Origin of the sequence: Stackebrandtia albiflava (assembly GCF_007994225.1) — a bacterium.
Taxonomy (GTDB): Bacteria; Actinomycetota; Actinomycetes; order Mycobacteriales; family Micromonosporaceae; genus Stackebrandtia; species Stackebrandtia albiflava.
The window spans coordinates 65,007-89,712 of record NZ_VLLL01000011.1 but is presented as its reverse complement, the minus strand read 5'-3'; the positions used below and the strand labels follow the sequence as shown (position 1 = coordinate 89,712).

Below are 24,706 nucleotides of genomic sequence, written 5' to 3'. Positions count from 1 at the left end.
ACCGAGGACGACGATGCCGAGACCGCTGACATTCATGGACGACGAGGACAACGAGCGGCGGTGGCTTCCCGGTGAGCCCGTGTCCGCAGCCGACGCGTTCCAGGAGTTCGTCGACCGGCACCGCGGTGGCGACAACACGTCGTTCTACATCGAGGATGAGGAGAACGACGAGGGCCTGATGCTCATGTTCGATCACGGGTTCGTATGCCGGATACGGGAGGCGTCGAAGGAGACGCCGTGCACCGAGTACCGACTCGTCTCCAGGGGCCGGGACTACCGCACCCAGGTCGCGCGCTTCGTCGACGGCGGTTTCGCCGCCCTGGACCGCCACGGTCCGTGGTGGCCGGACGTCGCGGGCGTGGCGCGGGAACGGATCCGGTCCGACTTCGACTCCTCGGTACTGCGGTGGCGTCATCCGCGTGAGCTGCGCAGGCGGCTGGAGATCCTGGCCCACGTCGACGGTCGCCGACCGGCCACGACGGGCGGGGTCACACACCTCGGCTTCGGTGACGGTGACGGTGCCACCGTGAACGCCTGGTTCACCTCCGAGGGTCGCGGCCTGGTCGTGACGTTCGACCGCACCAGCGCACTCCACTGCTCCGACGACCCGTCCGCGCAGGCGGCACTGTACGAGGGGGTGCCCGCCGACCTCCTCGCCCTCGTGACGGACGCACCCGAGACCGGCACGACGCTCCACGTGCCGCGTCCCGGCGGCGGCACGCTGGTGGCGGCCACCGGGATCTTCCACCTCTCGGGTCCCTGCGCCATGTCGGAGGGACTGGTGGCCCGACTTCAGGAGCGGAGGATGGGAATCGAGGACACCGGAATCGACCGGCTGCTCCGGAAACTGCTGGTGGCGGCGGACTTCACTCCGGAGACGGTCGTGGAGACCGTGGACTGGTGGAGCGCGGAGGCCGTCGCGCGGGGCTTCGACGCGGCCGGCCTCGACCTGGAACCGTCCACCGACGTACCGCTCGACGCGGCGGCGATCGACCACTTCTGCCGGGTCTGGGCCGACTCCGGGTACAACGACCGCTGGGACGTGCACTACGTCCTGTTCGACGGGCGCACCCGCGAGGAGGTGGGCGAGGCCCGGAACGCGCTCCTGAGGTCGGTACGGACACTCGGACTCGAACACGTCGACGCCCCGCCGGGAGCCGCCGACGGCGAGGTGTGGGTCCGCACGGACCCCCGCGTCGACGCCGCGCTCACGCACTGGGCGTGACGATCCCGGGTGGGCTCCACGCCGGGTCCACAGGGGATCCCGGGCGGTTAGCGATCCGGAAGCCGCGCGGCGTGGCCCAGCCAGCGCGCCACCACCGCGAGCTCCTCGTCGGTGAATCCGTCGACGAGGTGCGCGTTCAGCTCACCGAGCGCGCTCCGTGCCGAGGCCAGCGCCTCCCGTCCCGCCGGAGTGAGGGCGACACGCAGGCTCCGCCGGTCGTCCGCATCGGGCGTGCGGGTGATGAGGCCCGCCGTCTCCATGCGCGCGAGGAGCCCGCTGGCTCCGGCCGGTGACGCGTGCAGTGCCCTGGTGATGTCCCCGACGGTGGCGCCGGGGTTGCCGCCGAGATGGAACAGCACGCCCGCTCCGGCCGAGGTGACGCCGTGGTCCCTCCCTCTGGCGTCGATCCACCGGTGCAGGCGCCGTTCGGCGAGGATGGTGAGGAAGACCAGTCGCGGAGGGCGCGCTTCGGCACCGTGCTCAGCCATGGGGAAGTCCCGCCTTACCGCGCAGCCAGTCACGGACGTCGCCCCACAGGGTGTCGCGCAGGGCCCGCCGGAAGAAACCGGTGTGCCCGATCGCGGCCACCCCTCCCTGTTCCGGCGTGTACGTGCGGCGCTCGACCTCGGCCGCGGTGAGACGGTCGAAGATCGCGTCGATCTGCGCGGGTGTGGCCCAGGGATCGTCGCTGAACCCGATGGCGAGCACGTCGGTCGTGGTCGACGCCGCGCGCTCGCGCGCGTTCATGCCGGGGTCGTCGAAGAAGTATCCCGGAGAACGCGACCAACGACTCCATTCGCGCATCGCCGCGCCGGGCATGTCCTCGCCGACGCCGAGGCGTCGCCCCGGCACGTAACCGAACAGGTGGGAGGTGACCGGCCCCAGGACACGTAGGATCGCCCAGACCCGCAGCCGTTCGGAGGCGGCCGGGATCGTCTTGGTGACGCCGGCGTGCGAGGCCACCGCGACGAACCCCGCCAGGCCCTCGGTGCCGTTGGCGAGGGCGAGCGCGTGTCCCCCGATGCTGTGTCCCACCGCGAGGTGCGGCGGGTCCGGGAAGCGGCCTCGCGCCCACGCCGCCACGGTGGGGACGTCGGTCTCCATCCAGTCCCGCATCCGAAGGTCACGGTGGGTTCGCGGGTTGCCCGAGGCTCCCGTGCCGCGGTAGTCGTAGGTCACGACCGCGAATCCGTGCGCGGCGAGATGGTCGGCGAACCCGGAGTACAGGCGCTCTGGCACGGCCGTGGCCGGGTGGATCACCACCACCGCCGCCGGAGGCCGCGCCGAGGGGGTCCTCACCGTTCCGGCGATGGTTCCACCCGCGGGTACGTCGATGGCCACGCGTTCCCGGACGGCTTCGCCCGTGTCATTAGTTCGCATACGAACAATGTAGCGCGCCACCGTCGTGCGGCAACACCGTCACGATCGCCGACGTCCCATCGCCCCTGGCGCGACGCCTCACAGGAGGTCGGCGCGACGGCGGCCCCCGATGGAGCCGCAGCCGAGAGATAATGTCCGGAAACAGGAACGCCGTGACGGACGGCACTCCGGAAGGGCAGGTCGCCGTGGAGGACATTCAGGCGTTGCCCGACGCCGCGCTACGCCGTGCGGCGGACCGCTTCATGCTCATCGTGTTGGGGACGATCGAGTTCCTGCTCGTGGCATGGCTGGCCGTCGGCTTCATGCGGGAACCGCCGGCGTCGACGGGAGAACGCATCTTCGTCGTGATCCTCGTCGTCGGTGTCGCGGGGGTACTGGTCATGTTGATGCTCCATCGCAGGAGACTTCCCGCGCTCGACTGGACGCCCAGGCAGGCGACGGTCAGCGGGACGGTCACGTTCACACCGGACGCGGAGAGTCACATGCCGGTCCACCACCTGGTCACCGTCACCGTGGACATCGACGGGGAGACGCTGCAGGCTGCGATCGCCGACATCGTCCACGAGAGTTGTCTGGACAGGTTCGCGCCCGGAACGACGTGGAGCGTGTATGCGTTCAAGGATCCCCATGTGTTCGATCATGATCACGGCAGCCGGGTCATCCTCACCGAGTCGCACGACGACGTCGTCCGCGCCGGCTACGATCTCGGCTCCCTCACCATGCACAACGACAGCGGGCCTGGTTCCGACCTACTACAACGCGGCTTCAAGCCCTCATAGGAACGTCGGGGAGGGCCCCTACTACCGAGAACCCTCGACCTCATGGGAGGGAACGCCATGTCACCGACTCCGGTCTCCGACGCCGGGGACGCCGGCACCGTCGGCGTGTGGTGGCGGGAACATCTCGCCACACCGTTCCCGGCGGGCCTTCGCGGCCGAGTCGTCGCGGGCGAGGACGTCGTCCTGTGTGACACCCTCACCGCCGGCTGCGTGTCCTCGTTCCTCGCCGGCGCCTTCGATGCCGAGAAACGGTCGACGATGCACGAGTGTCTCGTCGCGCTCTCGAAGATCACGGCCGAGGTCACCGACCCCACGGAGGCCGGTTATCTCGATCGGCTGCGGAGAATGGCCGCCCTCGTCCTGGCCACCGGCACGGAAGCGACATCCACGTTATGGCCGACGATGCCGGGTCTCCGCTAGTCCTGCCCGAGGGATCCTGGTGGGACTGGGAGATCATCGCCTGTGACCCGGTCCGGCTCCGGCTGGCCGCCGGGTACGACCTCACCTACCACCACGGCCTGGAACTGGTCTTCCACGAGCCCGAGTTCGTGGCCTGCCCGACGTCGTTCCACGATCCGGTCTTCCGTGCGCCCACCGAGACCGAACGGACTCGGCTCGTCAACGGCCTGGCCGAGCCGCCGCCCGTGCTGGTCGCCTTCGACGCCGACGCGAACGGTGCCGAACCGATACCGTGCCTGATCGCCGCCGGGCGGCTGGAAGTGGTCCACCAGCTCGTGACGCGGAACCCGTGACCGGTCCCCGGATCTCCGTGGACACCGTTCCACGCCCCTGACATGCTCACCGCATGACCTTCACGTGCGTCACCGCGAGGGACCGGCCGGACCTGGCACCCGAGGTAGCCGCGGCGTTCCGGCAGCGCTGGCCGGAGTTCGTCTTCCACGATCCGGTCGTCCCCCGGTACCTGGATCGGGTCGGGAGGTACTTCAGGACCTTCGACGTACTGCTCCTCGACGGCGGGCGGCCGGTCGCCGGAGGCTGGGGCGTCCCGTTCACGTGGAACCAGACCGTCGAGGACCTGCCCGAGGGTTATGACGGCGCGCTGGCCAGGTCGGTGGAGGACCACGAGGCCGGCCGCCCGGCCGACACGTTCAGCCTCATGGCGGCGGCCGTTCATCCCGAACACGACGGGCGCGGCCTCGCGACGGAGGTCATCGCGGCGTTGACCGCTCGGGCCGCGGAAGCGGGTCTGCGTCACGTGATCGCCCCGCTGCGTCCGACGTGGAAACACCGATACCCGAACGTCGGCATGGCGGAGTACGCCACCTGGGTCCGCGACGACGGCTTGTCCGTCGACCCGTGGATCCGCACCCATCAACGCCTCGGCGCCCGCATCCTGGCGCCCGCCCCGAACTCGATGGTCATTCCCGGAACCGTCCGGGAGTGGGAGCAGTGGGCCGACATGCCGTTCCCGGTCAGCGGTGAATACGTCGTACCGGGCGCCCTCAACCTCGTGACCGTCGACCGCGAACGGGACGAGGCCGTCTACCGCGAGGAGAACCTGTGGGTGCGGCACCGCGACCCGGTGTAGTCCGAAACGGCGCCGGCGGAGGTTGTGGCGGTGGATTATATTGCGGTGCCCCACCTCCCCGTCCCCTTAGGAGAACACCGTGGCCTACCCGCCGCAGGGTTACCCACCTCGACACGGTCACCCGCAGGCACCACCACCACAGGGCTACCCGCCTCCCCAGTACGGATACCCGCATCAGGGGTACACCGGGCAACCCGTGCACGGTCACCCGCAGCAGCACGGCTACGCGCCGCCGCCACAACAGCCACCGCCCGCGAAACGTCGCGGCGGCGGCTTCCGGATCATCCTGACCATCGTGATACTCGCCGGTGCCGGTTGGTTCGGTGTCCAGGTGTGGAACGCGGAGCGGCCGGAACTCGGCGACTGCCTCAGCAGCATGGAGGGCGACATCTACGGCGGGATGCCGGTGGTGTCCTGCGACGACCCGGCCGCACGGTTCGAGGTGGTGGCGTACACGTCGTCCGGTTCGGCCTCCGATGCCCGCGCGTCGATCTGCGAAGGGCACCCGGACGGACAGTCTCATGTGGAGACACGTAAACGGGGACGCCTGTCCTGGGCGATCTGCGCCGTACCGGTCTGATCACCGCCGGGCGGTCATGAGCGCACGGCAGCCGTCCGCGCGTCCGTGACCGCCCGCACGAGGTGAGGCTCCGGCCGGAGGGCCGGCGGCCCGGAGGGTGTGGTGGAACCGGTCGGAGGAGTTCGAACCGTACGGACCCCGCTGACCCGGCCGGCGGTCCACCACTCGTTACCGCCGGAGGGTATGGCCGGGGTTCGCCCGGCTCAAGAGTCGGCGGCCTTACGCATCCACTCTCTCGCTTGGGCGGTATCGCCCCGCCTCTCCGCCATCACCGAGAGGTTCAACATGGCGTTGACGAGACCGGCGTCGGCAGCCTTGCGTATCCACCTCTCCGCCTCATCGAGATTCCCCTGCTGCTTCCGCAAGATTCCCAGCAGGTACATCGCCCAGGCGTCGCCGGCTTCGATCCCCCTGCGGTACCGCTTCTCACGCTCCTCATCCGACTCGATCCCGGGTTTCCCGCGTGACGACGCGAACGGTTTCGATCCTCCCCACCACTTCGCGACCACCGGCGCCGCGGTGATCGCGGCCAATACGAACGCCCCCACGCCCGCCAGCTCATTGGCCAGCCGGGTACCCCACCCCACCACGCAGAACGCGCTCACGCCCACCACCGCTAGGACCATCACACCGTACAGATCGCGCTCCCTCACCCCACCATCGTCCACACCTCACACAACATTCCGCAACCCCCGGACTACAACACATCAGACCCCCGCCCCGTCTCACCACTTGGCACTCCGCAGGAGCACACCCGGCCGCCGACTCCGATGACGGAGGAACGGGGATCGACCACCGGAATACGGGTCGCGCACATCCGGAGGACTTCGAAAGCGACGGCGGCGAAACACCGTTCCGACGTGAAGCCGGTGGTCGCCGACACAGTTGCTCGGGCGAACCGGGTGCGGGCGGTACCGTGGCGGTCAGCCCCGAGCCCTAAGGATTCCCCGTGTTGACCGATTTCCTCCGTGACGCCCTGTTCACCACCGGCTGGTTCGGATTGATGACCGTGGTGTGGTTCGGTTGGGCGCAGGAGGATCCGCCGCAGAGGTGGCGGTGGCGCCTGGGCGTCGGCTCCTCGCTCGGCATCCTGTTGGCGATCGGCTTCGGCATCGCCACCTACCTGCACTGGGATTCGGCTTCGGCGTTGGAGGGCCGGTATCACTGGTTCGGAGTACTGGTGGCGGCCGAAGTGGTGCTGGCGGGCGCCGGTTGCGGCCTCCTCGCCGCACGGGAGCGGGCACGCTGGATGGCGTGGTGGGTGGCGGTGGTGGTGGCGGCGCACTTCCTGCCGCTGGCGTGGTTGCTGGACGACGTGTCGATCGCGGTGGCCGGAGTGGTGCAACTCGTCCTGTTGGGCGCCGTCATACCGCGGCTCCGTCGCACCGGCCACACGACGAGCTCCGTCGTGGGAGCCGTGATGGGCGGGACGCTGCTCACCTACGCCGTGATCTCGGCGGCCTTCGTCCTTCCCGGTCTGCTGTAGTCACCCGGCGGGTCGCCAGAACCGGGGTGTCCACCAGTACAGCGTCGTCATGTCGTCGGGCCAGTCGGCGCGCTCCGGTGAGTCGTGGTCCTCGAAGCGGTCGCTGTCCACATCGATCGGTCGCCAGTCCGGATCGCGTGGCCCGGTGGGCGGGCGCACGTACCGCCGCACCCGTGACTTACAGGCACCGACCTCCCGGTAGTTCCGCTGCCCCTCGATGAGTGACACCGTGTTCGCGCCTCCGGCGAGGTCCGGCCACCGCAGTTGCACCGCGTCGTCCTCCCAGAAGCAGACCGGACAGATCATGTGCGATCCCGGCGGCTCCTCGAACTCTCGGTGGCCACAGCACGGGCAGGTGTAGACGGTCATCCGCCCGATGATCCCATGCCCGGCGAAGGGTCAGTGTGGACCGACGAGGATCCGTTCCGGCAGAATCGATCGGTGTCCTTCACCATGCTCCACCTCATCCCGGAGGAGGCCGGTGCGCGACCGGCCGCCGAGGCCGTCGCGGTGGCGATGCACACGGTCCGGCGGTTGCTCCCCGACGCCCGAAATTATGACGTGTGGGAACTGCCGGGCCTGGCGTTCATCGACGGCGGGGGCAATTGGGAGGGCGTCGAATGTCCCGGCTGCGGCGCCGAGCTGGACGGCTGGTGGGACGGCGCGATGGACCGGGCGGCCCTTCCCGGCGGGTACTTCGACTCACTGACGGTCGTGACGCCCTGCTGCGCGACCGGCACGGATCTCCACTCCCTCCACTACCGGTGGCCGGTCGGCTTCGCCCGTTTCAGCATCGTGACGACCGACCCGGAATGTCCACTCCCCCTGCGACCGGAGACCGTCGCCGAGATCGAGGCGGCCCTGCGGCTCCCGCTCCGCCAGGTAGTCGCCCACTACTGACCTCGGCCGGAGACCGGGTGCCGGCTTGGTGGGTTGAAATGCCGGCTTGGTCGGTCACGCGGCTCCGGCTGTCGGGAAGGTGACAGGCCGGGCGGGGGTTTCGGCCTATCGTTTCAGGGCACCGGTGGGCGGAGCAGCCCGCCGTGGTGCGACGGCAGGAGGCCGGCCATGGCATCTACCAGAGAGGTCCTGGAGGCGATCGACCACGGCGTCAACCGGCTGAACTCGGCGCGGGCGTCGTTCGCCAACGCCGGGCGGCTCGCCGAGGAACTGGCCAGGTCCCTGAGTCGGCTCGACGCCGACGTGCAGGCGGCGCAGACCAGGGCCCTCGCGAGGGAGCTGTCGGGCATCGCGGTGTCGATAGACCGGGCGATCAACGACGTGACGGCCACCCGTTCGGGGGCCGCGGCGTTCCGGCGGACCTGAACGGTTTCGGCACCGAGGCCGGTCGGCCGTACTCCCGCGTCACCGGTTCGGCGCGGAGCTCGGATGAGATCGGCGGCCACCGCGTCACCGCGTGGGCGGCACCCCGTGTGCGACGGACCGGGCGGGCACCGGCCCGTCGGGGTTCACTCGGCGGGATCGTGGGGTTGCGGTTTGACCCGGCGGTTCCACCAGGCGCGGAGCGCGCCGGTGTTGGCCTCCTTGTGGGGGTCGCCCGGGCCGCCGGTGACGCCCGTCACTCCGGCGATGTGCTGGTAGGCGTCCTCGACGCGGGCCGCGAACTTTATCTCCGAGAGGGTGACCCCCTCGTCGCGGTTGAGGGCGATCTCGGTGCGGCCGTCGTGGCGGCGCACACGTGGCCGCAGTTCGAGGGCGTCCGCGAAGATCTTGATCCGCTCGGTCAGATCCGCGTGTTGGCTGTCGTCGATGGTCAGGGTTCGGCTGATATGCGTCGGTGCCGCGTTCCAGCCGTCGAGTTGTTGTAGAGCGTCTCGCAGCAGATCATTGCCTCGCGTCATCTCACACCTCGTGCGTCATCGAACTGGCCGGAGGTTACGGTTCCTTACCGGGAAGTGGCCAAATCGTCGCCGCATCTTTACCGTTGGACCTGCGCAAGTCTGGCTTGTCGAGGGGCGATCTGTCCACGTCGACATATCGGGCGAAACGGGCGAACGGGTCATAGCGGTCGAGTAGTCTCGGCTGCGAGCCGGTGGAACGACCAGAACTGACCAGTTGGTGGAGGGGAAGGGGAACCGTTCGGTCAGGCGGGCGGTGAATCCTGCCCGGACGTGATTCTTCCCGTCCACCGGCTTCCGTGGACGGTTTCCTCGCACGGTCGGCGGCTCACGCCGGAAGATCGGCGTCACGCGGTTGACGGATGAAGCCCTCCCGAGGGTGTCGGGAGGGCTTCATCGGTGTGTGGCCGCCGACGGCCGGTGACCGTCGGCGGCGTCGGGGGTTAGGAGATCTGGCTCAGACCGGTGGTGCAGCCCAGGGCGCCCAGCGAGAAGTCGGCCGTGACCGAGCGACCCGCCTTGACCCGGAAGCCGTTGAAGTCCGCGGCCCAACCGTCCTTCGACACGATCACGGTGTACTGGCCCTTCTTGAACCAGTAGCTGAAGTAACCGTCGGCGTCGGTGGTCAGGTCGTAACGGGTTCCGTCCGGACCGCGCACCTGCACCTGAGCGTTGGCGATCGGCGTGGTGGTGCCGTCGCAGTTGACTCCGGTCACGGTGCCCAGCATCTTGCCCATGTTGGCCTTGGGGGCCACGGTCATCGAGACGTCGATCGTCACGTTGCCGTAGGGCGTGTTGGTCTTCAGCGTCAGGGCGCCCGTGTAGGAGCCCGGCTGGTCGACACCGTCCACGGCCTTGCCGGAGGTGGTGACTTCCAGGGTGACACTGTCACCGGGGGCGATCGTCACGGTCTGCGAGTCGGTCGACAGCCACGGCAGGTCGGCGGCACCGGCCGCGCAGTCGCCGTAACCTTCGAGCATCTCGGAGTCGACCGTCGGGGCGTTGCCCTGCATGCGGCCACCGACCTTGACGAACCCGCAGGCACCGGTGGTGCGGTAGCGGGCCTGACCGGACGGCGCCAACTCCGTCCACGTGTCCGACGCGAGGTCGTACGCGTAGGTGGCGTTGGTCAGCACCATGCTGGACTCGGCCGCACCGTTGGTGACGATGAGCTGGCCGTTGGCGACGGCCGAGGCCGCACCCCAGACGTCGGTCGGCATGGTCGCCGCCTCGGTCCACTCGTCCGCGTTCGCGTTGTACACGTACGTGGAGTCGCTGGTCGCGTCACCGTAACCACCGGCGCACACGATCGCGTCACCGACACCACCGCAGGCGATGTAGGCGGTCGACTCGGGGTACGCGCTCAGCGTCTCCCACGTGTCGGAGGCGGGGTCGTACCGCTGCACGTCGGTGGAGGAGGCGCAGTTGCCGTCCACACAACCACCGATGATGTACAGCTGTCCGCCGACGGTCGCCGCACCCGCGGCCCACCGGGCCTCGGGGCCGGAGGCACCCTCGGTCCAGGCGTCGGTCGCCGGGTCGTAGATGTACAGCGTCGACTGCGTGGTACCGGTGGTACCGCCGTAGACGTAGAGCAGGCCGTCGATGAACGTCGCGGTCGGCAGCTCGAGGGCCTTGGGCAGGTTCGCCTTGGCCTCCCAGGTGTCGTCGATCGCGTTGTACGCGTAGACCTTGTTACTCAGCGAGGATCCGTGCACACCCGCCACCACGTAGGTGGTGCCGTCGTGCGTCGCGGAGGCCGCGTCGTAGACCGCCGCCGGGTAGTTGGCGATCGGGGACCACTCACCCTCGGCGTCGGGGGTGGAGGTGGCCGCCGGCGCACCGGCGACGTCCTTGCTCTCGGCGGCCGAGGCCTTGTCGGCCGGGGCGTCGAGCGGGACGTTGGTCGCCTCGTAACCGGACTGCGGCGTGAATCCGCCGTTGCCCTCGCCGACCTCGACCGTCACCGGCGCGGTGCCGGTGTTGGTGAGCTCGACCTCCTCGGTCCACGAGCCGCCCATGGTGACGTTGGTGTCGACGCTGGTGGTGGAGACCTCCAGGCGTCCGGCGCCGAGCACGAAGTCCGCGCCCACGACACCGGAGTCGACGACGTCCACCGAGGCGGTGGTGTCGGTCCAGCCGGTCCTCGACGCGGTGAAGTCGTGCGCACCGGTCTCGGAGGTGTACAGCCAGTAGAACCCGTCGGCCAGGTTGGCGTCGTCGGGGGTCGCGGCGCTCGTGCCACTGGCACCGGTGACGGTGTCGGTGACGGTCGCGCCGTCCAGGGTGGAGCCGGTGTTGTTGTCGATCACGTGACCGACCACCAGGCCGCCGCCGGTGGCGACACAGTCGGGCAGGCCGAGCTGGAAGTCGTCGATCTGCCACCACCACGCGTACGAGGTGCCGTCGGTGTACCAGAACTTGAACTGGGCCGCGGTCTGGTCGGCGTAGGCGGACAGGTCGATCTCTTCGGTCGTCGGGCCGCGCCGGCTGGTCTCGGTCGCCCACAGCTCGGTCCAGGTCTCTCCGCCGTCGACGGAGATGGAGACCGAGCCCTCACTGGTGCCGAGGTCCCGGAAGTCGCTCTTGAACGACAGGCCGGCGGTGCTCAGCTGGGTGAGGTCGTAGGCGGGGGAGATCAGGTCGGTGTCGACGAAGGTCTCGCCGCTACCGGCCGCGTCACTGTCGGCGATCGCGAAGTTGCCCTCGCCACCGGTCAGGTTGTCCCGGCCGTCGGGGTTGTCGAAGCGCCAGGGCATCGCGACGTTGCCGCGGTCGACCACGGTCCAGCCCTCCGGCGTGGTGGTGGCGTCGAAGCCCTCCACGGCCGGCAGGTTGCTGTAGTCGAGTTCGTAACCGGGTGCGGTGCAGGCGACGTCGACGGTCAGCGCCACGTCGGCGGACTGGCCGGTGGTGACGTCCACGTTGGCGGTGGTGTAGCCCGGGTAGACCGGCTCCACCGTCAGCGCGTAGTCGCCCGCGGGCAGGTCCAGCGCGTACTCGCCCGTCTCCGGGTCCGTGTACGTGGACACGCCGGTGTCGACGGCGGTCACCTTGGCGTACATCGGCCATCCCTGGCCGCTGCCGTCGGTGACGACACCGCTGACGGCGCCCGAGGGTGCCGCGTCGAGGTCGAAGTCGGCGACGACGTCCTCGTCCTCACCGATGGTCACGGAGGCGACCTCGGTGATGTAACCGAACTTGGACACGGTGACCGCGTACTCGCCGGGGCTCAGGGCACCGAACAGGTACTGACCGTCGGCGTTGCTGACGGTGGTGCGGTCCATGCTCTCGCCGTCGGCGGTGACCGAGGCGCCCGCCAGGGCGGTGCCCTCGGAGGTCACGGCACCGGTCAGCGAGCCGACACCGTCGCGGGGCGAGGAGGCCACCGCGGCGTAGGCGTCGAGCCGGCCTTCACCGAAGACGTTGTTGTCGGCGGCGGTGCCACCGCACTCCAGGTTCTCGGTGTCACGGGCGGTGGTCTCCAGGATCTCCCACGTGGCGTCGATGTCGCCGCGCAGCGCGGGCGCCACGGACCACATCAGGGCCACCACACCGGCGGTGTGGGGGGAGGCCATGGAGGTACCCGACATCAGGCCGTATCCGCCGTTGGAGTAAGCCGAACGCACGGCCACACCGGGGGCGGCGAGATCGGGCTTGATCTGGCCGTCACGGCCGGGGCCGCGCGACGAGAAGTAGGCGATCTCGTTGTTGACGTCGTAGGCGCCGGAGGCGAAGCTCTGCGGGTAGAGGCCGGGAGCACCGTTCGTCTCACAGCCGAACTCGCCGTCGTTGCCGGCCGACCAGGCACCGAAGATGCCGGCGGCGGCCCAGGCGTCGACGATCTCCTCGTAGAACGGGTCGTCGCCCGATCCACCCCAGGAGTTGTTGACGATGTCGGGCGCCATGGTCGGGTCCGGGTCGGAACCGTCCAGCTTGGTCGGGGCGACGATCCACTCGCCGCTGCCCATCAGGGCGTCGAGCGAGCAGGTGCGCACGCCGCAACCGACGGTGGCGATCCACTTGGCGTTGGGCGCTACGCCGATCTGGTTGCCCTGACCGTCGTCACCCATCATGGTGCCCATGGTGTGGCTACCGTGGTCACCGGTGGTGCAGACCGGGTCGGCACCGCAGTAGCCACCCGGGTCGGCGTAGTTGTAGTCGTGGGTGAAGGTGCCGTCGCCGTTGTTACCCCGGTAGTTGTCCACCAGAGCCGGGTGGTCGAACTGGGCACCGGAGTCGATGTTGGCGACGACGATGTCGTCACCGAGGGCGCCGAACTCGGCCCACGTCTGCGGGGCCTTGATGTTGTCCAGGCCCCACTCGACGCCGTTGGGCTGTACGTCCGTGGGCTTCACGTCCAACGGCTGCACGGCCTGCAATTCGGCGTCGGACTCGACCGTCGCCACCTCGACCTGCATGGCGAGTTCGCCGAGCAGGTCGACGTCGCCGGTCACCTTGATGGTGTTGGCGATCCAGTGGGACTTGTACTCCGCACCGCGGTCCTTCAGCAGGTCGATCAGGTCGGCCTGCGTCTCCCGGGCATGTGAGGTCAGTGCCTCGTACACCGCGGTGGTCTTGGCGTCCTTGTCCGTCAGGAGCTTCGCGGCGGACAGGTCGGCACGGGAGTCCAGCTTCACCCAGAAGCTGGTCTCGCCCTGTTCTGCCAGAGTGGACACCACGTCTGGGTCCACTTTGGCGTCGATCGCTTGATCGGGGGTCATGTTCTCGAGGCCGGGGTCGGCATATGCCGGCTGCGCCCCGAGAATGAGCGGAACGGCGACGCCTGCGGCTATCGCCGCACTCGCCATCGTTCTGCGTCGTCGTGATCCTGTCACGACAACTCCTCTCTAGGTTGACGAGCCCAGCACGTACCACCACCTTGTACAGTGACGGGCATGATGGGTCGTCATGATGTGGGCAATAGAGAGGCCGTCGGTGCCGGTCTCGGGCGTCTCAGTTCGTGAGCCTTCCCCACCCGGTGAAGCGAGTCAAGTATTTCTATGTGACATATTTACGCCTGGCTTATATGCGCCACCGATTACGGGCGTCACGAACACGACATGGCGACCGGCGCGGTGTCACGGTGCCTGGCACGGACCGCGAGCGTCGGCGACGACCGGCACGGCGGCGCGCCCGTCCCGGGAAGCGGAACGCCCGGTGTGATCTCGATCGCGGCCGTCCTCGAGCCGGCGCGGCCGAAACGGTTGGCCGCCGCCGAAAGCGCTTGACAAGAGCCTGACAACCGTCTGTCAAACGGCCGATAATGACAGGCGTCAAACCCGTTTCACCGGTTACCGTGAGAATGTGATCCCAGACTCCACCGACAAACCCGAGCCGCCTGCGCGGCGGCACGCCCTGTCAAGTCTTTGGCGACTACGGAGCTATCTGCGGCCGTACCGGTACCGGATGCTCGCCATGCTCCTGCTGGCGGGCGCGTCGACCGCCGCCTCCCTCCTGGTACCACGGATGATCCAGTCGGTCATCGACGGGCCGATCGCCGGCGGCGACCTGACCGGCCTGTGGCTGTTCGGCCTCGCCGTCGGTGTCCTAGGCATCGCCGAGGGCGTCACCATCTGGCTGCGCCGCTACATCCAGGCCCGCGTGGCGCTCAGCCTGGAAGCCGACATGCGCACCGACCTCTACGCCCACATGCAACGGCTGCACGCCGGTTTCCACGACCGCTGGCAGACCGGGCAACTGCTGGCACGGGCGACCTCGGACCTGGGCTCCATGCGACGCTTCCTCGCATGGGGCCTCATCTTCGGTCTCATGAGCATCGTGACCTACGTCGCGGTGGTCGTACAGCTGCTCTTCATGCACCTGTGGCTGGGCCTGGTCGTCGCCGCCTCGGCCGTTCCACTGTTCATAGTCGCCCGCAACTTCGCCCGCAACTTCATAAAGGCGTCCCGCAACGTCCAGGACCAACAGGGAGAGGTCGCGGCCATCGCCGAACAGGCCGCCCAGGGCATCCGGGTCATCAAGGCGTTCGGCCGGTCGCCCCACATGCAGGCCAAGTTCGACGCCGAGGCCGGCACGCTGCGGGACCTGTCGATCGGCAAACTCAACATCTCGGCACGGTCGTGGTCGCTGTTCACCGTCATCCCCAACGCGACGCTCGCCGTCGTGCTGGTCGGTGGGGCGGCGGCGGTGGCGTCGGAGACGCTGACGCTGGGCGCCCTGGTCGCGTTCGTGACACTGCAACTCATGCTCATCTGGCCGATCGAGGCGCTGGGCTGGATCATCGCCAACGGGAACGAGGCGATGACCGCCGCAGACCGCGTCAAGGACGTCTTCGACACCGAACCGGCCATCACCGACCGGCCCTCGGCGGTCCCCGTCGACCGCGCGAAGTCCAAGGGCCTGGTCCGATTCGAGAAGGTCACCTTCACCTATGAGGAGACCGGCACCCCCGTCCTCAAGGACGTGGACCTGGAGGTCCGTCCGGGCGAGACCCTGGCCATCGCCGGGGCCACCGGAAGCGGCAAGACGACCCTGGTGTCGCTCATCCCACGGTTGTACGACGTCTCCTCGGGCCGCATCACCATCGACGGCGTGGACATCCGCGACATCACGCTCGCGAGCCTGCGCACGGTGGTGAGCACCGCCTTCGAGGATCCGACGTTGTTCTCGATGAGCGTGCGGGAGAACCTGACCCTCGGACGGTCGGACGCGACCGACGCCGACATCGAGGAGGCGTTGTCGGTCGCGCAGGCCGACTTCGTGCACGAGCTGCCCTTCGGCCTGGACACCCGGGTCGGGGAACAGGGCCTGTCCCTGTCTGGCGGTCAGCGGCAGCGTCTCGCCCTCGCCCGTGCCGTACTGGTGCGCCCGGCGGTACTGGTCCTGGACGATCCACTGTCGGCACTCGACGTCCACACCGAGGAGTTGGTGGAGCGCGCGCTCGCGAGCGTGCTGACCGGGACCACGGCCCTGCTGGTGGTGCACCGGCCGTCCACCGTGGCGCTCGCCGACCGGGTGGCGCTGCTGGCCGACGGCGGGATCGCCGCGATCGGCACCCATTCCGAACTGCTGGAGTCCACTCCGGCCTACGCCGCGGTGTTGTCCGCCGAGTCCGAGGAGGTGAACGCGTGACCGCGGTCCAGACCGACGACGCGAGGTCCTGGCGCGGCCGCGCCGAGGCCGACGACGCCGACCGCACCAGCGCCGAGGCCGACGACGCCCAGTCGATCGAACGCCTGCGCGGCCGCAGCCAGGCCCTGTTGCGCGACCTGTTGCGGCCGCACAGGCGACGCATCGTGTGGATCGTCGTCCTGCTGCTGATCATGAACGCCGCCAACCTCGCCGGACCGTACCTGGTGATGCTCGGCATCGACGAGGGCATTCCGCCGCTGACGGAGCGGGGCGACTACACGGTCCTGCTGTGGGTGGGTGTCGGTTTCGTCGTCGTGACGCTCGGCGAGTACCTCGCGACCCGCAACGAGATCTCGTTGTCGGGCAAGGTGAGCCAGGAGTTGCTGTTCGACCTGCGCCGCAGGGTGTTCCGGCACTTCAACCGGCTGTCGGTGAGCTTCCACGAACGGTTCACCTCGGGACGGGTGGTCGCCCGGATGACGTCCGACATGGACGCCATCCGGGAGCTGTCCGACAACGGCGTACACGACCTGGTGCTCGCCGCCCTGTCGGTGGTGTCCATCGCCGGGATCATGCTCGTCATGGACGTGGAGCTGGCCCTGGTCGCTCTGATCACCTTTCCGGTGATGGGCGTGCTGGGCAACTGGTTCCGCAAGTACTCCACAGTGGTCTACCGGCGCACCCGTGAGACCATCGCGTTGGTCATCGTCTACTTCGTGGAGTCGATGAGCGGTGTCCGTGCGGTGCAGTCGTACCGGCGCGAATCCCGCAACCAGGCGATCTTCGACCGGCTCAACGACGACAACCGCGAGCAGAACATCGCCGGTCACCGCGCCGCCGCGACCTTCGCCGCCAGCACCAAGGGCATCGGGAACGTCTCGGTGGCGATCGTGCTGATGTACGGCGGGTACCTGGTCATGCAGGGCGACACCGAGATCGGTGTGCTCGCCGCGTTCCTGCTGTACCTGCGGAGGTTCTACGAGCCGATGCAGGAGTTGACGATGTTCTACAACACCCTGCAGTCGGCGACCGCGGCGCTGGAGAAGCTCTCCGGGGTCCTCGACGAGAAGCCGGAGGTCGCGGCCCCCGCGGATCCGCGTGCCCTCCCCCGCGCCGAGGGCACCGTGGTGTTCGACGCCGTGCGGTTCTCCTACCGCGACGACAAGGTGGTGCTGCCGGACCTGAACCTGACGATCCCGGCCGGGCAGACCGTCGCCGTCGTCGGTGCGACCGGGGCCGGGAAGACGACCATCGCCAAGCTGGTGTCCCGGTTCTACGACCCGGTGGACGGCGTGGTGTCGCTGGACGGCATCGATCTGCGTGACCTCGCGGAGCCGGATCTGCGCCGGGCGGTGGCGATGGTGACGCAGGAGAACTACCTCTTCGACGGCACGGTCGGCGACAACATCGCGTTCGGCAGGCCGTCGGCGGGCCGGGACGAGATCGAGGCGGCGGCGCGGGCGATCGGCGCCCACGAGTTCATCTCGGCGCTGCCGGAGGGCTACGACACCGACGTGCGCAAGCGCGGCGGCCGGCTCTCGGCGGGTCAGCGTCAGTTGGTCGCGTTCGCGCGGGCGTTCCTGGCCGACCCGCGTGTCCTCATCCTCGACGAGGCGACGTCCTCTCTGGACATCCCGAGTGAGCGGCTGGTGCAGCGGGCGCTGCGGACCATCCTCGCCGACCGTACGGCGATCATCATCGCGCACCGCTTGTCCACCGTGGAGATCGCCGACCGGGTCCTGGTGCTGGAGGCCGGGACCGTCGTGGAGGACGGCCCGCCCGAGGTGTTGATCAGCGGAAGCGGCCGATACGCCAGGTTGCACGAGCAGTGGCAGGACAGTCTGGTCTGAGAACCGGGCGGCGCCACGGGAAACACCTTCGACGCCAGGGCAACCCCACCGGGTTGCCCTGGCGTCTTGGTCTTCATGTTCCACGCATCGGAGCCACGAGGGGATTCGCGATGACAGAACCCGTGATCATCACCGGAGACGGGGAGGCGGCGAGAGGAGGACCACCGCACTCGAAGTCGCCGGCCCGGGGGCGGGATGAGGAGTTCGAGTCTTTCGTGCGCGCGCGTGGGCACGCCCTGCTGCGTACCGGCTATCTGCTCACCGGTGACCGGCAGTTGGCGGAGGACCTGGTGCAGTCGACGTTGGCACGGACGCACCGCGCGTGGCAGCGGTTGCACGAGTCGGGTAACGCCGAGGCCTATGCCCGCAAGGTCATGTATCACCTGCAGGTCAGTTGGGGGCGCAAGCGGCGGATGGCCGAGGCCGATCCCGAGACGATGCCCGAACCCGGGGGCGACGACGGTACCGAGGCGCTGACTCTGCGACTCAGTGTGAAGCAGGCGATGCTGCGTCTGGGGGCCAGGCAACGAGCCGTCCTGGTGCTGCGGTTCTTCGAGGACCGTTCCGTGGAGGACAGTGCCCGGATCCTGGGTTGTTCGGTCGGCACCGTCAAGAGCCAGACGGCCAAGGCGCTGGCCAGGCTCCGACTGCTCGCGCCGGAACTCGCCGAGATCGCCGGAATCGATGAGAGGACTGCGCGATGAGCAACGACATTCACGACCACCTCAACGACATCGCCGACGAGATGCCGGTGGTGGACATGCACCAGCGGGCACTGGCCGAGTCGAAGCGCTTGGGCGTGCGCCGCACCCTCATCGGTGTCGGCGCCGCCGTCGCGACCGTGATCGCGTTGGCCGGAACCACGTTCGCGGTACTGCCCGGTCACGATGAGGCCGGCCCTCCGGCCGAACGGCAGTCGGACGAGCGCGACGCCGACCCGCCGCCCGACCAGCAGACCGATCGGCCCGACGACGCACCCCCGTTCCCCGGCGCCGTCTACTACATCCCCGGATCCGCCGACGAGGAGAACCCCGGCCCCTTCTCGGTGCTGGAACAGGCGAACGGGCGCTACACCACCGGCGGCGACGGGGCGGTCGCCGTCGACGTCTCCTTCGACGGCAGCAGGTACGGGCAGGTCGCCGACGGCGAATACCGCATCATCGACCGGCTGACCGGGGAACCGGTCCAGCTCCCGGGCGACGCCGCCCGACTGTACTGTCGGCCCGAGTGGTCTCCCACCCGTGACGAGATCGCGTATTCGGTCGTCCCCGAATCAGGGGACGCCACCGCCCTGGAGTTGGTGATACTCGACCTCGGCACCGGCGACACCGTCGCGCGCGTCCCCTCACCGGGGTGCAACGTCCGTTGGACGGCCGACGGCAAATTCCTGGCACACCTGACCGAAGGCCCCTCCGGCGTCCGGGTCTCCCTTATGGACCGCAGCGGTTCCCCGGTGCAGACCTTGGAACTCGGCGAGGCGGCCGGCGACGCGACTCATGTGACGAAGGCGTCGTCCGGCGGGTCGGTGGTCTGTGTGGAGTCGGTCGAACAGGCGGGTGACTACTTCGGCGGTGACGGCTGTGACCTCGCCGTCGACACCTCCACCGGTGAAACGGTCACCTTCGAGGTCGAGGGGCGGCCTGCGACCCTGGTCTCGTTCACCTCCGACGACGACCGGCTGTTGCTCACCGGTACGGCCGGCGACCGGACACTGTGGCTTACCGGACCCGACGGAACCGTCGTCGCCAGCACGGAGCTACCCACCGGGTTCGGAGAACTCGAAGTCCTGGCCTACGTCCCGTAGCCGAGACCCGGACCCACCGTGTCCGACGGCCCTCGTCGTCGAGGGCCGTCGGGCGTTCAGGGCGTGCGGACACCACCGTCACGATCTCGGGTGCGGCGGCCTCGAAGCCGGAAGACCTCGGCTTTGCCGGGGGCCTCAGACCTGCGTCCCGCACCGTACGCCCGGTCTCCGAACGCCTCGGTGAGTGACCAACCGCCGACGTGGTCCGCCAGAGACGTCGATCCGGTGGAGGCGGCCGGTGCGCCAGGCCGCGCGAACAGCGGCAGGACGGCCTGGACCGATGTCCGGGGCGCGTCGGGCGTGCCCCGGACGCGCTCATCCGCCGGACCCGTCCGCCACGTGGGCGTCGACGCCGTCGAGCAGCCGCCGTAGACCGAAGCGGGACAGGCTCTCCTCGTCCACGTCGTCGGTGAACCCGTCGGACGACATCGCCCGGTACAGCGCCGGGAACCGCACAGGGGTGACCACCGTGGACAGGTTCGAGATGTACTCGTCGATTCCGGGACTCGCGGCGCCGTCGGTGTGGATGCGGGCGAGTTCCCTGGTGGCGGACAGCAGGTACATGCTCAACGACATCGCCTCGGGACCGTTCAGACCGGAGTCGAGCACGGCCGACAGCAGCCGGTCGAACCACGCGAGCTGACCGGGACCCATCGGCGGGTTGCGCATGGCGATCCGCAGCATCCACGGCCGCCGGTGGAACAACTCCTGGACCTGCGCGGTCCACTCCTCGACGCGCTCGCGCCATCCTTCCGCCGACAGCGTCGGCGGCTCCCCCACCGCGGCGTCCAGCATCAGCTCCAGCAGGAGCTCCTTGCCGGGGACGTAGGTGTACATCGACATCGTCGTGTAACCGACCTCGGCGGCCACCCGTTGCATCGACACGGCCTCCAGTCCCTCGCCGTCGGCGACGGCGACGCCGGCCGCGACGATCTCGGCGACGCTCAGCCTGGGTTTCGGCCCACGACGACCGGGACCGACGTCTCCCCACAGCAACCGCAGACTCTGCGCCGCCGGGTCTTCGGCGTCGGACATCTCGGCTCCCATCGGGTCGGGTCGACGTGGACCAGACGAGCTTACGCATCGACCCGGCCGGACCGTGCGATGAAACTCTGTATGAGCTACAGTTATTACTGTAAGACATACAGAGTTCCGTCGCCCGGCGAACCGGGCCCGGTCGCACAGCTCTCACGGCGACCGAAGGCCCCGCGAAGTCACTCCGGCGACAACGCCATCCCTAGGAGTCCACGTGACCGTCGTCGCGCCCCCGCCCACACCCGCCCAACCCACCGCACCACCACCGGCACGAGTCCCGTTGTGGCGACGCCCCTGGATCGTGCCGCTCGGCCTGGTCGCGGTGATCTTCATCGGGTTCTCGCTCCCCCGCTACCTCACCTTCGACCCGGCACTGTCGATGGTGCCGGTGGAGGGGAGCCCGGCGATCCACTACCCGTTCGTCGTCGGGCACGTGATCTTCGGTTCGATCGCGATGATCACCTGCTGCCTCCAGGTCTGGCCCTGGCTGCGGCAACACCACCCCAAGGTGCACCGCGTCTCCGGCCGCGTCTACGTCATCGCCGGTGTACTGCCGAGCGGCGTCATGGGCCTGGTCATCGGCGCCATCGCCCCCTTCGGGCCGGTGATCCAGGTCAGCAACATCATGCTGGCGCTCCTGTGGCTGGGCACCACCGCGGCCGGTTTCCGCGCCGCGCGGCGGCGGCGGTTCCGGGAGCACCGCCGCTGGATGGTCCGCAGTTTCGCACTGACCATGTCCATCGTCCTCAACCGCGTGCTGATGGTGCCGGCGATCCTCTGGCTCCTACCGCAGGCGGACACCACCTTCGAGGGCAGCGACGCCATGTTCATGATGGCGATCTCCGGGATCGTCGGCTGGACCAGTTGGACCGTCGCGCTCATCGCCGCGCAACTGTGGCTCGACCGTTCGCCCGCCCGGCACGGACGCTGAACATCCCGCTCCACGTAGGACAGCAGGATCGAAGCAGCCTCGCGACGGCGTGTCGTGACCTTCCCCGGGCCACGACACGCCTCCCGGTCCACACGAAGGACCGTTTCAGCCCTGCGACACGTCCATCCGCCGCGCCGACTGACGTTCTGCGGGCCGGGGATCCAACAGCGTCGACGGAAGACTCGACTCCACCGCCCCCGGCCCCGATTTCAGCCGGCGGCGGCGGTGGGCAATCCACTTCCGGTCGCCGATCACGATCGCCGTCAAACCGCCGACCATGACGCCGACCGCGGACAACGCGATCAGCACATCGAGGTTCATGGATCAAGCGTAACCGGACGAGTCCATTGAGTGATAAGGATTTAAGCCATCGGTGACCACATTGTGACGATCACCGCACCGGCCGGGGCTCAGGTGCCGCCACCACCGGAGTCGCCGCCACCGCCACCACCGGAGTCGCCGCCACCGCCCCAGCCGCCGGAATCATTGCCGCTCCAGCCGGACCCGCCGGAATCACCGCCGAACGACTGGCCGTGGTGGTCCGACTGCGCGGTACCGGGATCGGAGTAGTACGGCACCACGTAACCGCCTCCGCCGTGACCACCGGGGCGGCTTCCACCAGCGCGGTTCTTCTTGTTGGCGGAGACCACGATCAACGCCACCACCGAGATCACGACACCGACGACCAACAGGCAGGCGAGTATGGTCACGGGACCCAGAATCGTCGACATGACGACACGGTAACCCCACCTCGCCAACCGGATCCGAACCCGGGGCTACCCAGTGGACGATCTGCCCGAGACTCCCGCTACTCGCCGCCGCCCCCACCGCCGTCTCCCGACGACCCGTCGGCGGCGACCTCGTGTCCCGGCCGGTCACCGTCCCCGGCCGAGCCCGTCGAAGCGCCCCCGTCACCTCCGCCGCGGTTGCGCCACGACTCGCGACGGCTCACCAGGAAGACCCAAGCCGCCATCAGAACGAGGATTCCGGCGATCACCGGCACGGCCGTGTTCATCGGGGCAGTCTAGGAGGTCGTCATCGCCTACGGCGGCTTCGTGTGCGAGGTCACCACGGACGCGGCCGGTCAGAATCCGCCCATGTCCCCGAAGTCGCCCCCGAAATCGCCGCCCATGTCGCCGCCGTCGCCGGCCTCACCGCCGCCGTCACCGGCACCGCCGTTACCCGATCCGTCGGCGTAACCGTCGGCGTATGCGCCCTCGATCGCGCCCGCCGTGATGCCCGGCATGATCAGCGCGTTGAAGATCATCATGCTTCCGAATCCCCAGGCGCCCGCCACCAACGCGGTACGCCACCACGGCTCCGAATACCAGCCGCCTGGGACGGGGCGGCCCGCCACCATGCCACCCGGGTAGTAGTGCGACGTCCCGGGACCGGGCGTCGGACTGGCCGTGTAGTGCTTCCCCTCCACGTCCACGTCGAGCCGTTCCCGGACCGCCCCGGCGCGGGACTGGCCGGACAGGGCGGGGACGTCCGGCCCGGGTTGCAGGCCCATGGCCTCACGGGCGGCACGTACGTAGTGCAGGCCCTCCACGGCCGTCTCACCGGCGAGCGCGTACTGCCGGGTCGTGGTGGCGCGGTCCAACTGCGCGCCGGCGGCCGTATACCTCTCCCCCGCGTCCACCAACGCCTGGCGGGCGGCGACGTCGTCCGGGTCGGCCATCAGGTTCATCGTCTGGCCGCCCAGTCTCTCGTACCAGCGTTGCGCCTCCTCACGCGCGTCGTCGAGCCGCCGCCGGGCGTTCCGCCTCCCGTACCAGGCGAGCCAACCCACCAGCGCCACCGCGATGACCAGGACGATCAGGGTCTCCATGTGTCAACGTTACCGACGGTGGCTGAGATCCGCCTGTGAGCGGCCACGCCGGGACACATGTCTTCGATCACTCCACGCACGCCGTTCACACCCGTAGCCTGAACACCATGTCGTACGTCCTGATCGCCCTGCTGTGCCTGGCCGCCGGGGCGGTGGCCGGCTGGTACGCGGCCCGTGCCCGGCTCGCCGCCGAGACCGCCACCATGACGGCCCGATGGGAGGCGTCCCGCGAGAACGAGGCACGGCTGGAACAGTCGCTTCGCGCGTTGAACGCCGACGCCGCCGCGGCGTCGAAGACGGCACTGGGCGAGATGCTGACGCCACTGCGGGAATCCCTCCACCGGTACGAACGGCACGTCGGGGAGATCGAGCGCGCCCGGTTGTCGGCGTACTCGGAACTTCGGACGCAGGTGGCCGAGGCCACCCGCACCGGTGAGGCGCTGCGCGACCAGACCGGCCGACTGGTGTCGGCGTTGCGGGCACCGCAGGTGCGCGGCCGGTGGGGCGAGCACCAGTTGCGCAGGATCGTGGAGGCCGCCGGGATGCTCGAACACTGTGACTTCACCGAGCAGGTGTCGGTGACCGGTGACGGCGGGCGGCTGCGTCCCGACCTGGTGGTGCGGCTCGCCGGCGGCAAGAACGTCGTCGTGGACGCGAAGGCACCGTTCAACGCCTACCTGGACGCCATGGAGTCGCAGGACGAGGCGGCTCGGGAGTCGCACCTGGACCAGCACTCCCGTCACCTGCGCGCCCACGTGGACCAACTGTCCAAGAAGGAGTACTGGCGGGCGTTCGACGTCACACCGGAGTTCGTGGTGCTGTTCGTGCCGGCCGACGCGTTCCTCGACTCCGCCCTGCAACGCGACACCGGACTGCTGGAGTACGCGTTCTCCCGCGACATCGTGGTGGCGACTCCCGCGACCCTGATCGCGATGCTGCGGACGATCGCCTACGTGTGGCGGCAGGACGCCCTGGCGCAGAACGCCACCGAGATCCACGCGCTCGGCCGGGAGATGTACGGGCGACTGGCCACGATGGGGGGTCACCTGGCCAAGCTCGGCACCTCGCTGTCGGGGGCGGTGACCGCCTACAACTCCACGATCGGTTCCCTGGAGTCGCGGGTGATGGTGACCGCCCGCAAGTTCGCCGAACTCGGCGTGTCCGACGCCGGACTCCCCGAACCGGAACAGGTCGAGACGACCGCGAGGCAGCTGCAGCACGAGGCGCTGCGCGCGGCGGCGGACGACTCGCTCATATCGCTGGAGCAGCGCCGATCGGGCCGCTCGGGCTGAAACGTCCGTC

The 24,706-nt window shown here is 69.2% G+C and carries 26 protein-coding genes; 15 read left to right on the top strand and 11 right to left on the bottom strand.

Annotated elements, in window-relative coordinates:
* Positions 1–13 precede the first annotated feature (13 nt).
* Complete coding sequence (locus LX16_RS24985) at positions 14–1,225, top strand: DUF6357 family protein (RefSeq protein WP_147144369.1); 1,212 nt, start codon at positions 14–16, stop codon at positions 1,223–1,225.
* Positions 1,226–1,272: 47 nt separating this feature from the next.
* Here LX16_RS24985 and LX16_RS24980 read toward each other — a convergent pair whose 3' ends face one another.
* Together LX16_RS24980 and LX16_RS24975 are read right to left on the bottom strand one after the other, a co-directional pair.
* Positions 1,273–1,713 (bottom strand): MarR family winged helix-turn-helix transcriptional regulator, encoded by a 441-nt coding sequence (locus LX16_RS24980; protein ID WP_147144367.1) that lies wholly within the window; start codon positions 1,711–1,713, stop codon positions 1,273–1,275.
* On the bottom strand, positions 1,706–2,605 hold the full coding sequence (locus tag LX16_RS24975) for an alpha/beta hydrolase family protein (protein ID WP_147144365.1): 900 nt from the start codon (positions 2,603–2,605) through the stop codon (positions 1,706–1,708). The genes LX16_RS24980 and LX16_RS24975 overlap by 8 nt, the downstream gene beginning before the upstream one ends.
* 131 nt (positions 2,606–2,736) lie before the next feature.
* On the opposite strand from LX16_RS24975, the gene LX16_RS24970 reads away from it, so the two are divergent.
* The 5 genes from LX16_RS24970 to LX16_RS24950 all read left to right on the top strand — a co-directional run bounded on the left by LX16_RS24970 (position 2,737) and on the right by LX16_RS24950 (position 5,513).
* The gene (locus LX16_RS24970; protein ID WP_147144362.1) at positions 2,737–3,384 is read left to right on the top strand and encodes a hypothetical protein; all 648 of its coding nucleotides are present in this window, start codon (positions 2,737–2,739) and stop codon (positions 3,382–3,384) included.
* 57 nt (positions 3,385–3,441) lie between these two features.
* Complete coding sequence (locus LX16_RS24965) at positions 3,442–3,804, top strand: hypothetical protein (protein ID WP_147144360.1); 363 nt, start codon at positions 3,442–3,444, stop codon at positions 3,802–3,804.
* Positions 3,777–4,136, top strand: coding sequence for a hypothetical protein (locus LX16_RS24960; protein WP_147144358.1), 360 nt, complete (start codon positions 3,777–3,779; stop codon positions 4,134–4,136). The genes LX16_RS24965 and LX16_RS24960 overlap by 28 nt, the downstream gene beginning before the upstream one ends.
* A gap of 53 nt (positions 4,137–4,189) precedes the next feature.
* Positions 4,190–4,933, top strand: a complete 744-nt coding sequence (locus tag LX16_RS24955; RefSeq protein WP_147144356.1) for a GNAT family N-acetyltransferase — start codon at positions 4,190–4,192, stop codon at positions 4,931–4,933.
* A gap of 79 nt (positions 4,934–5,012) precedes the next feature.
* The gene (locus tag LX16_RS24950; RefSeq protein ID WP_147144355.1) at positions 5,013–5,513 is read left to right on the top strand and encodes a hypothetical protein; all 501 of its coding nucleotides are present in this window, start codon (positions 5,013–5,015) and stop codon (positions 5,511–5,513) included.
* 203 nt (positions 5,514–5,716) lie between these two features.
* On the opposite strand, the gene LX16_RS24945 is transcribed toward LX16_RS24950, so the two are convergent.
* On the bottom strand, positions 5,717–6,166 hold the full coding sequence (locus tag LX16_RS24945) for a tetratricopeptide repeat protein (RefSeq protein WP_147144353.1): 450 nt from the start codon (positions 6,164–6,166) through the stop codon (positions 5,717–5,719).
* 296 nt (positions 6,167–6,462) lie between these two features.
* On the opposite strand from LX16_RS24945, the gene LX16_RS24940 reads away from it, so the two are divergent.
* Positions 6,463–6,999, top strand: coding sequence for a hypothetical protein (locus LX16_RS24940; RefSeq protein WP_147144350.1), 537 nt, complete (start codon positions 6,463–6,465; stop codon positions 6,997–6,999).
* Here the strand turns inward: LX16_RS24940 and LX16_RS24935 are convergent, their stop codons facing one another.
* Positions 7,000–7,368, bottom strand: coding sequence for a CPCC family cysteine-rich protein (locus LX16_RS24935; RefSeq protein WP_147144348.1), 369 nt, complete (start codon positions 7,366–7,368; stop codon positions 7,000–7,002).
* Positions 7,369–7,440: 72 nt separating this feature from the next.
* On the opposite strand from LX16_RS24935, the gene LX16_RS24930 reads away from it, so the two are divergent.
* Both LX16_RS24930 and LX16_RS24925 read left to right on the top strand, forming a co-directional pair.
* Positions 7,441–7,899 carry a hypothetical protein gene (locus LX16_RS24930; protein ID WP_147144346.1) on the top strand — a complete coding sequence of 153 codons (459 nt, stop codon included), beginning with the start codon at positions 7,441–7,443 and terminating at the stop codon, positions 7,897–7,899.
* A 168-nt stretch (positions 7,900–8,067) separates the two neighbouring features.
* Positions 8,068–8,325 (top strand): hypothetical protein, encoded by a 258-nt coding sequence (locus tag LX16_RS24925; RefSeq protein WP_147144345.1) that lies wholly within the window; start codon positions 8,068–8,070, stop codon positions 8,323–8,325.
* Between the two features lie 143 nt (positions 8,326–8,468).
* Here LX16_RS24925 and LX16_RS24920 read toward each other — a convergent pair whose 3' ends face one another.
* Positions 8,469–8,861 (bottom strand): hypothetical protein, encoded by a 393-nt coding sequence (locus LX16_RS24920; RefSeq protein WP_211354759.1) that lies wholly within the window; start codon positions 8,859–8,861, stop codon positions 8,469–8,471.
* Positions 8,862–9,301: 440 nt separating this feature from the next.
* A complete protein-coding gene (locus LX16_RS24915) occupies positions 9,302–13,582 on the bottom strand; it encodes a S8 family serine peptidase (protein ID WP_158645733.1) in 4,281 nt (1,426 codons plus the stop codon).
* A gap of 586 nt (positions 13,583–14,168) precedes the next feature.
* Here LX16_RS24915 and LX16_RS24910 point away from each other — a divergent pair.
* The 4 genes from LX16_RS24910 (at position 14,169) to LX16_RS24895 (ending at position 19,607) form a co-directional block, all read left to right on the top strand.
* Positions 14,169–15,953: an ABC transporter ATP-binding protein gene (locus LX16_RS24910; protein WP_425304442.1), complete on the top strand. Its 1,785-nt coding sequence runs from the start codon at positions 14,169–14,171 to the stop codon at positions 15,951–15,953.
* A complete protein-coding gene (locus tag LX16_RS24905; protein ID WP_147144341.1) occupies positions 15,950–17,803 on the top strand; it encodes an ABC transporter ATP-binding protein in 1,854 nt (617 codons plus the stop codon). The genes LX16_RS24910 and LX16_RS24905 overlap by 4 nt, the downstream gene beginning before the upstream one ends.
* Positions 17,804–17,913: 110 nt before the next feature.
* Entirely contained in the window at positions 17,914–18,507 is a 594-nt protein-coding gene (locus LX16_RS24900; protein ID WP_147144339.1) for a SigE family RNA polymerase sigma factor, read from the top strand.
* On the top strand, positions 18,504–19,607 hold the full coding sequence (locus LX16_RS24895; protein ID WP_147144337.1) for a TolB family protein: 1,104 nt from the start codon (positions 18,504–18,506) through the stop codon (positions 19,605–19,607). Before LX16_RS24900 ends, LX16_RS24895 begins: the two co-directional genes overlap by 4 nt.
* A gap of 315 nt (positions 19,608–19,922) precedes the next feature.
* Here LX16_RS24895 and LX16_RS24890 read toward each other — a convergent pair whose 3' ends face one another.
* The gene (locus tag LX16_RS24890) at positions 19,923–20,642 is read right to left on the bottom strand and encodes a TetR/AcrR family transcriptional regulator (protein ID WP_158645732.1); all 720 of its coding nucleotides are present in this window, start codon (positions 20,640–20,642) and stop codon (positions 19,923–19,925) included.
* Between the two features lie 214 nt (positions 20,643–20,856).
* Between LX16_RS24890 and LX16_RS24885 the strand changes: the two genes are divergently transcribed.
* The gene (locus tag LX16_RS24885; protein WP_147144333.1) at positions 20,857–21,573 is read left to right on the top strand and encodes a DUF2306 domain-containing protein; all 717 of its coding nucleotides are present in this window, start codon (positions 20,857–20,859) and stop codon (positions 21,571–21,573) included.
* Between the two features lie 105 nt (positions 21,574–21,678).
* On the opposite strand, the gene LX16_RS24880 is transcribed toward LX16_RS24885, so the two are convergent.
* The 4 genes from LX16_RS24880 to LX16_RS24865 form a co-directional block, all read right to left on the bottom strand.
* Positions 21,679–21,894: a hypothetical protein gene (locus LX16_RS24880; RefSeq protein ID WP_147144331.1), complete on the bottom strand. Its 216-nt coding sequence runs from the start codon at positions 21,892–21,894 to the stop codon at positions 21,679–21,681.
* 89 nt (positions 21,895–21,983) lie between these two features.
* Positions 21,984–22,304 (bottom strand): hypothetical protein, encoded by a 321-nt coding sequence (locus LX16_RS24875; RefSeq protein ID WP_147144329.1) that lies wholly within the window; start codon positions 22,302–22,304, stop codon positions 21,984–21,986.
* Positions 22,305–22,381: 77 nt separating this feature from the next.
* Entirely contained in the window at positions 22,382–22,588 is a 207-nt protein-coding gene (locus tag LX16_RS24870) for a hypothetical protein (RefSeq protein WP_147144327.1), read from the bottom strand.
* Between the two features lie 69 nt (positions 22,589–22,657).
* The gene (locus LX16_RS24865; RefSeq protein ID WP_147144325.1) at positions 22,658–23,404 is read right to left on the bottom strand and encodes a hypothetical protein; all 747 of its coding nucleotides are present in this window, start codon (positions 23,402–23,404) and stop codon (positions 22,658–22,660) included.
* Positions 23,405–23,511: 107 nt separating this feature from the next.
* Here LX16_RS24865 and LX16_RS24860 point away from each other — a divergent pair, with 107 nt between their 5' ends.
* Positions 23,512–24,696, top strand: a complete 1,185-nt coding sequence (locus LX16_RS24860) for a DNA recombination protein RmuC (protein WP_147144322.1) — start codon at positions 23,512–23,514, stop codon at positions 24,694–24,696.
* The last annotated feature ends 10 nt before the right edge of the window (positions 24,697–24,706 follow it).

What these genes read in the sequence shown, in the direction of transcription:
- LX16_RS24955 (WP_147144356.1), top strand. Translation starts at nt 4,190, where the DNA reads ATGACCTTCACGTGCGTCACCGCGAGGGACCGGCCGGACCTGGCACCC.
- LX16_RS24900 (WP_147144339.1), top strand. Translation starts at nt 17,914, where the DNA reads ATGACAGAACCCGTGATCATCACCGGAGACGGGGAGGCGGCGAGAGGA.
- LX16_RS24935 (WP_147144348.1), bottom strand. Translation starts at nt 7,368, where the DNA reads ATGACCGTCTACACCTGCCCGTGCTGTGGCCACCGAGAGTTCGAGGAG.
- LX16_RS24865 (WP_147144325.1), bottom strand. Translation starts at nt 23,404, where the DNA reads ATGGAGACCCTGATCGTCCTGGTCATCGCGGTGGCGCTGGTGGGTTGG.
- LX16_RS24890 (WP_158645732.1), bottom strand. Translation starts at nt 20,642, where the DNA reads ATGTCCGACGCCGAAGACCCGGCGGCGCAGAGTCTGCGGTTGCTGTGG.
- LX16_RS24970 (WP_147144362.1), top strand. Translation starts at nt 2,737, where the DNA reads ATGTCCGGAAACAGGAACGCCGTGACGGACGGCACTCCGGAAGGGCAG.
- LX16_RS24960 (WP_147144358.1), top strand. Translation starts at nt 3,777, where the DNA reads ATGGCCGACGATGCCGGGTCTCCGCTAGTCCTGCCCGAGGGATCCTGG.
- LX16_RS24895 (WP_147144337.1), top strand. Translation starts at nt 18,504, where the DNA reads ATGAGCAACGACATTCACGACCACCTCAACGACATCGCCGACGAGATG.
- LX16_RS24965 (WP_147144360.1), top strand. Translation starts at nt 3,442, where the DNA reads ATGTCACCGACTCCGGTCTCCGACGCCGGGGACGCCGGCACCGTCGGC.
- LX16_RS24875 (WP_147144329.1), bottom strand. Translation starts at nt 22,304, where the DNA reads ATGTCGACGATTCTGGGTCCCGTGACCATACTCGCCTGCCTGTTGGTC.
- LX16_RS24980 (WP_147144367.1), bottom strand. Translation starts at nt 1,713, where the DNA reads ATGGCTGAGCACGGTGCCGAAGCGCGCCCTCCGCGACTGGTCTTCCTC.
- LX16_RS24975 (WP_147144365.1), bottom strand. Translation starts at nt 2,605, where the DNA reads ATGCGAACTAATGACACGGGCGAAGCCGTCCGGGAACGCGTGGCCATC.
- LX16_RS24915 (WP_158645733.1), bottom strand. Translation starts at nt 13,582, where the DNA reads ATGACCCCCGATCAAGCGATCGACGCCAAAGTGGACCCAGACGTGGTG.
- LX16_RS24920 (WP_211354759.1), bottom strand. Translation starts at nt 8,861, where the DNA reads ATGACGCGAGGCAATGATCTGCTGCGAGACGCTCTACAACAACTCGAC.
- LX16_RS24880 (WP_147144331.1), bottom strand. Translation starts at nt 21,894, where the DNA reads ATGAACCTCGATGTGCTGATCGCGTTGTCCGCGGTCGGCGTCATGGTC.
- LX16_RS24925 (WP_147144345.1), top strand. Translation starts at nt 8,068, where the DNA reads ATGGCATCTACCAGAGAGGTCCTGGAGGCGATCGACCACGGCGTCAAC.
- LX16_RS24870 (WP_147144327.1), bottom strand. Translation starts at nt 22,588, where the DNA reads ATGAACACGGCCGTGCCGGTGATCGCCGGAATCCTCGTTCTGATGGCG.
- LX16_RS24860 (WP_147144322.1), top strand. Translation starts at nt 23,512, where the DNA reads ATGTCGTACGTCCTGATCGCCCTGCTGTGCCTGGCCGCCGGGGCGGTG.
- LX16_RS24985 (WP_147144369.1), top strand. Translation starts at nt 14, where the DNA reads ATGCCGAGACCGCTGACATTCATGGACGACGAGGACAACGAGCGGCGG.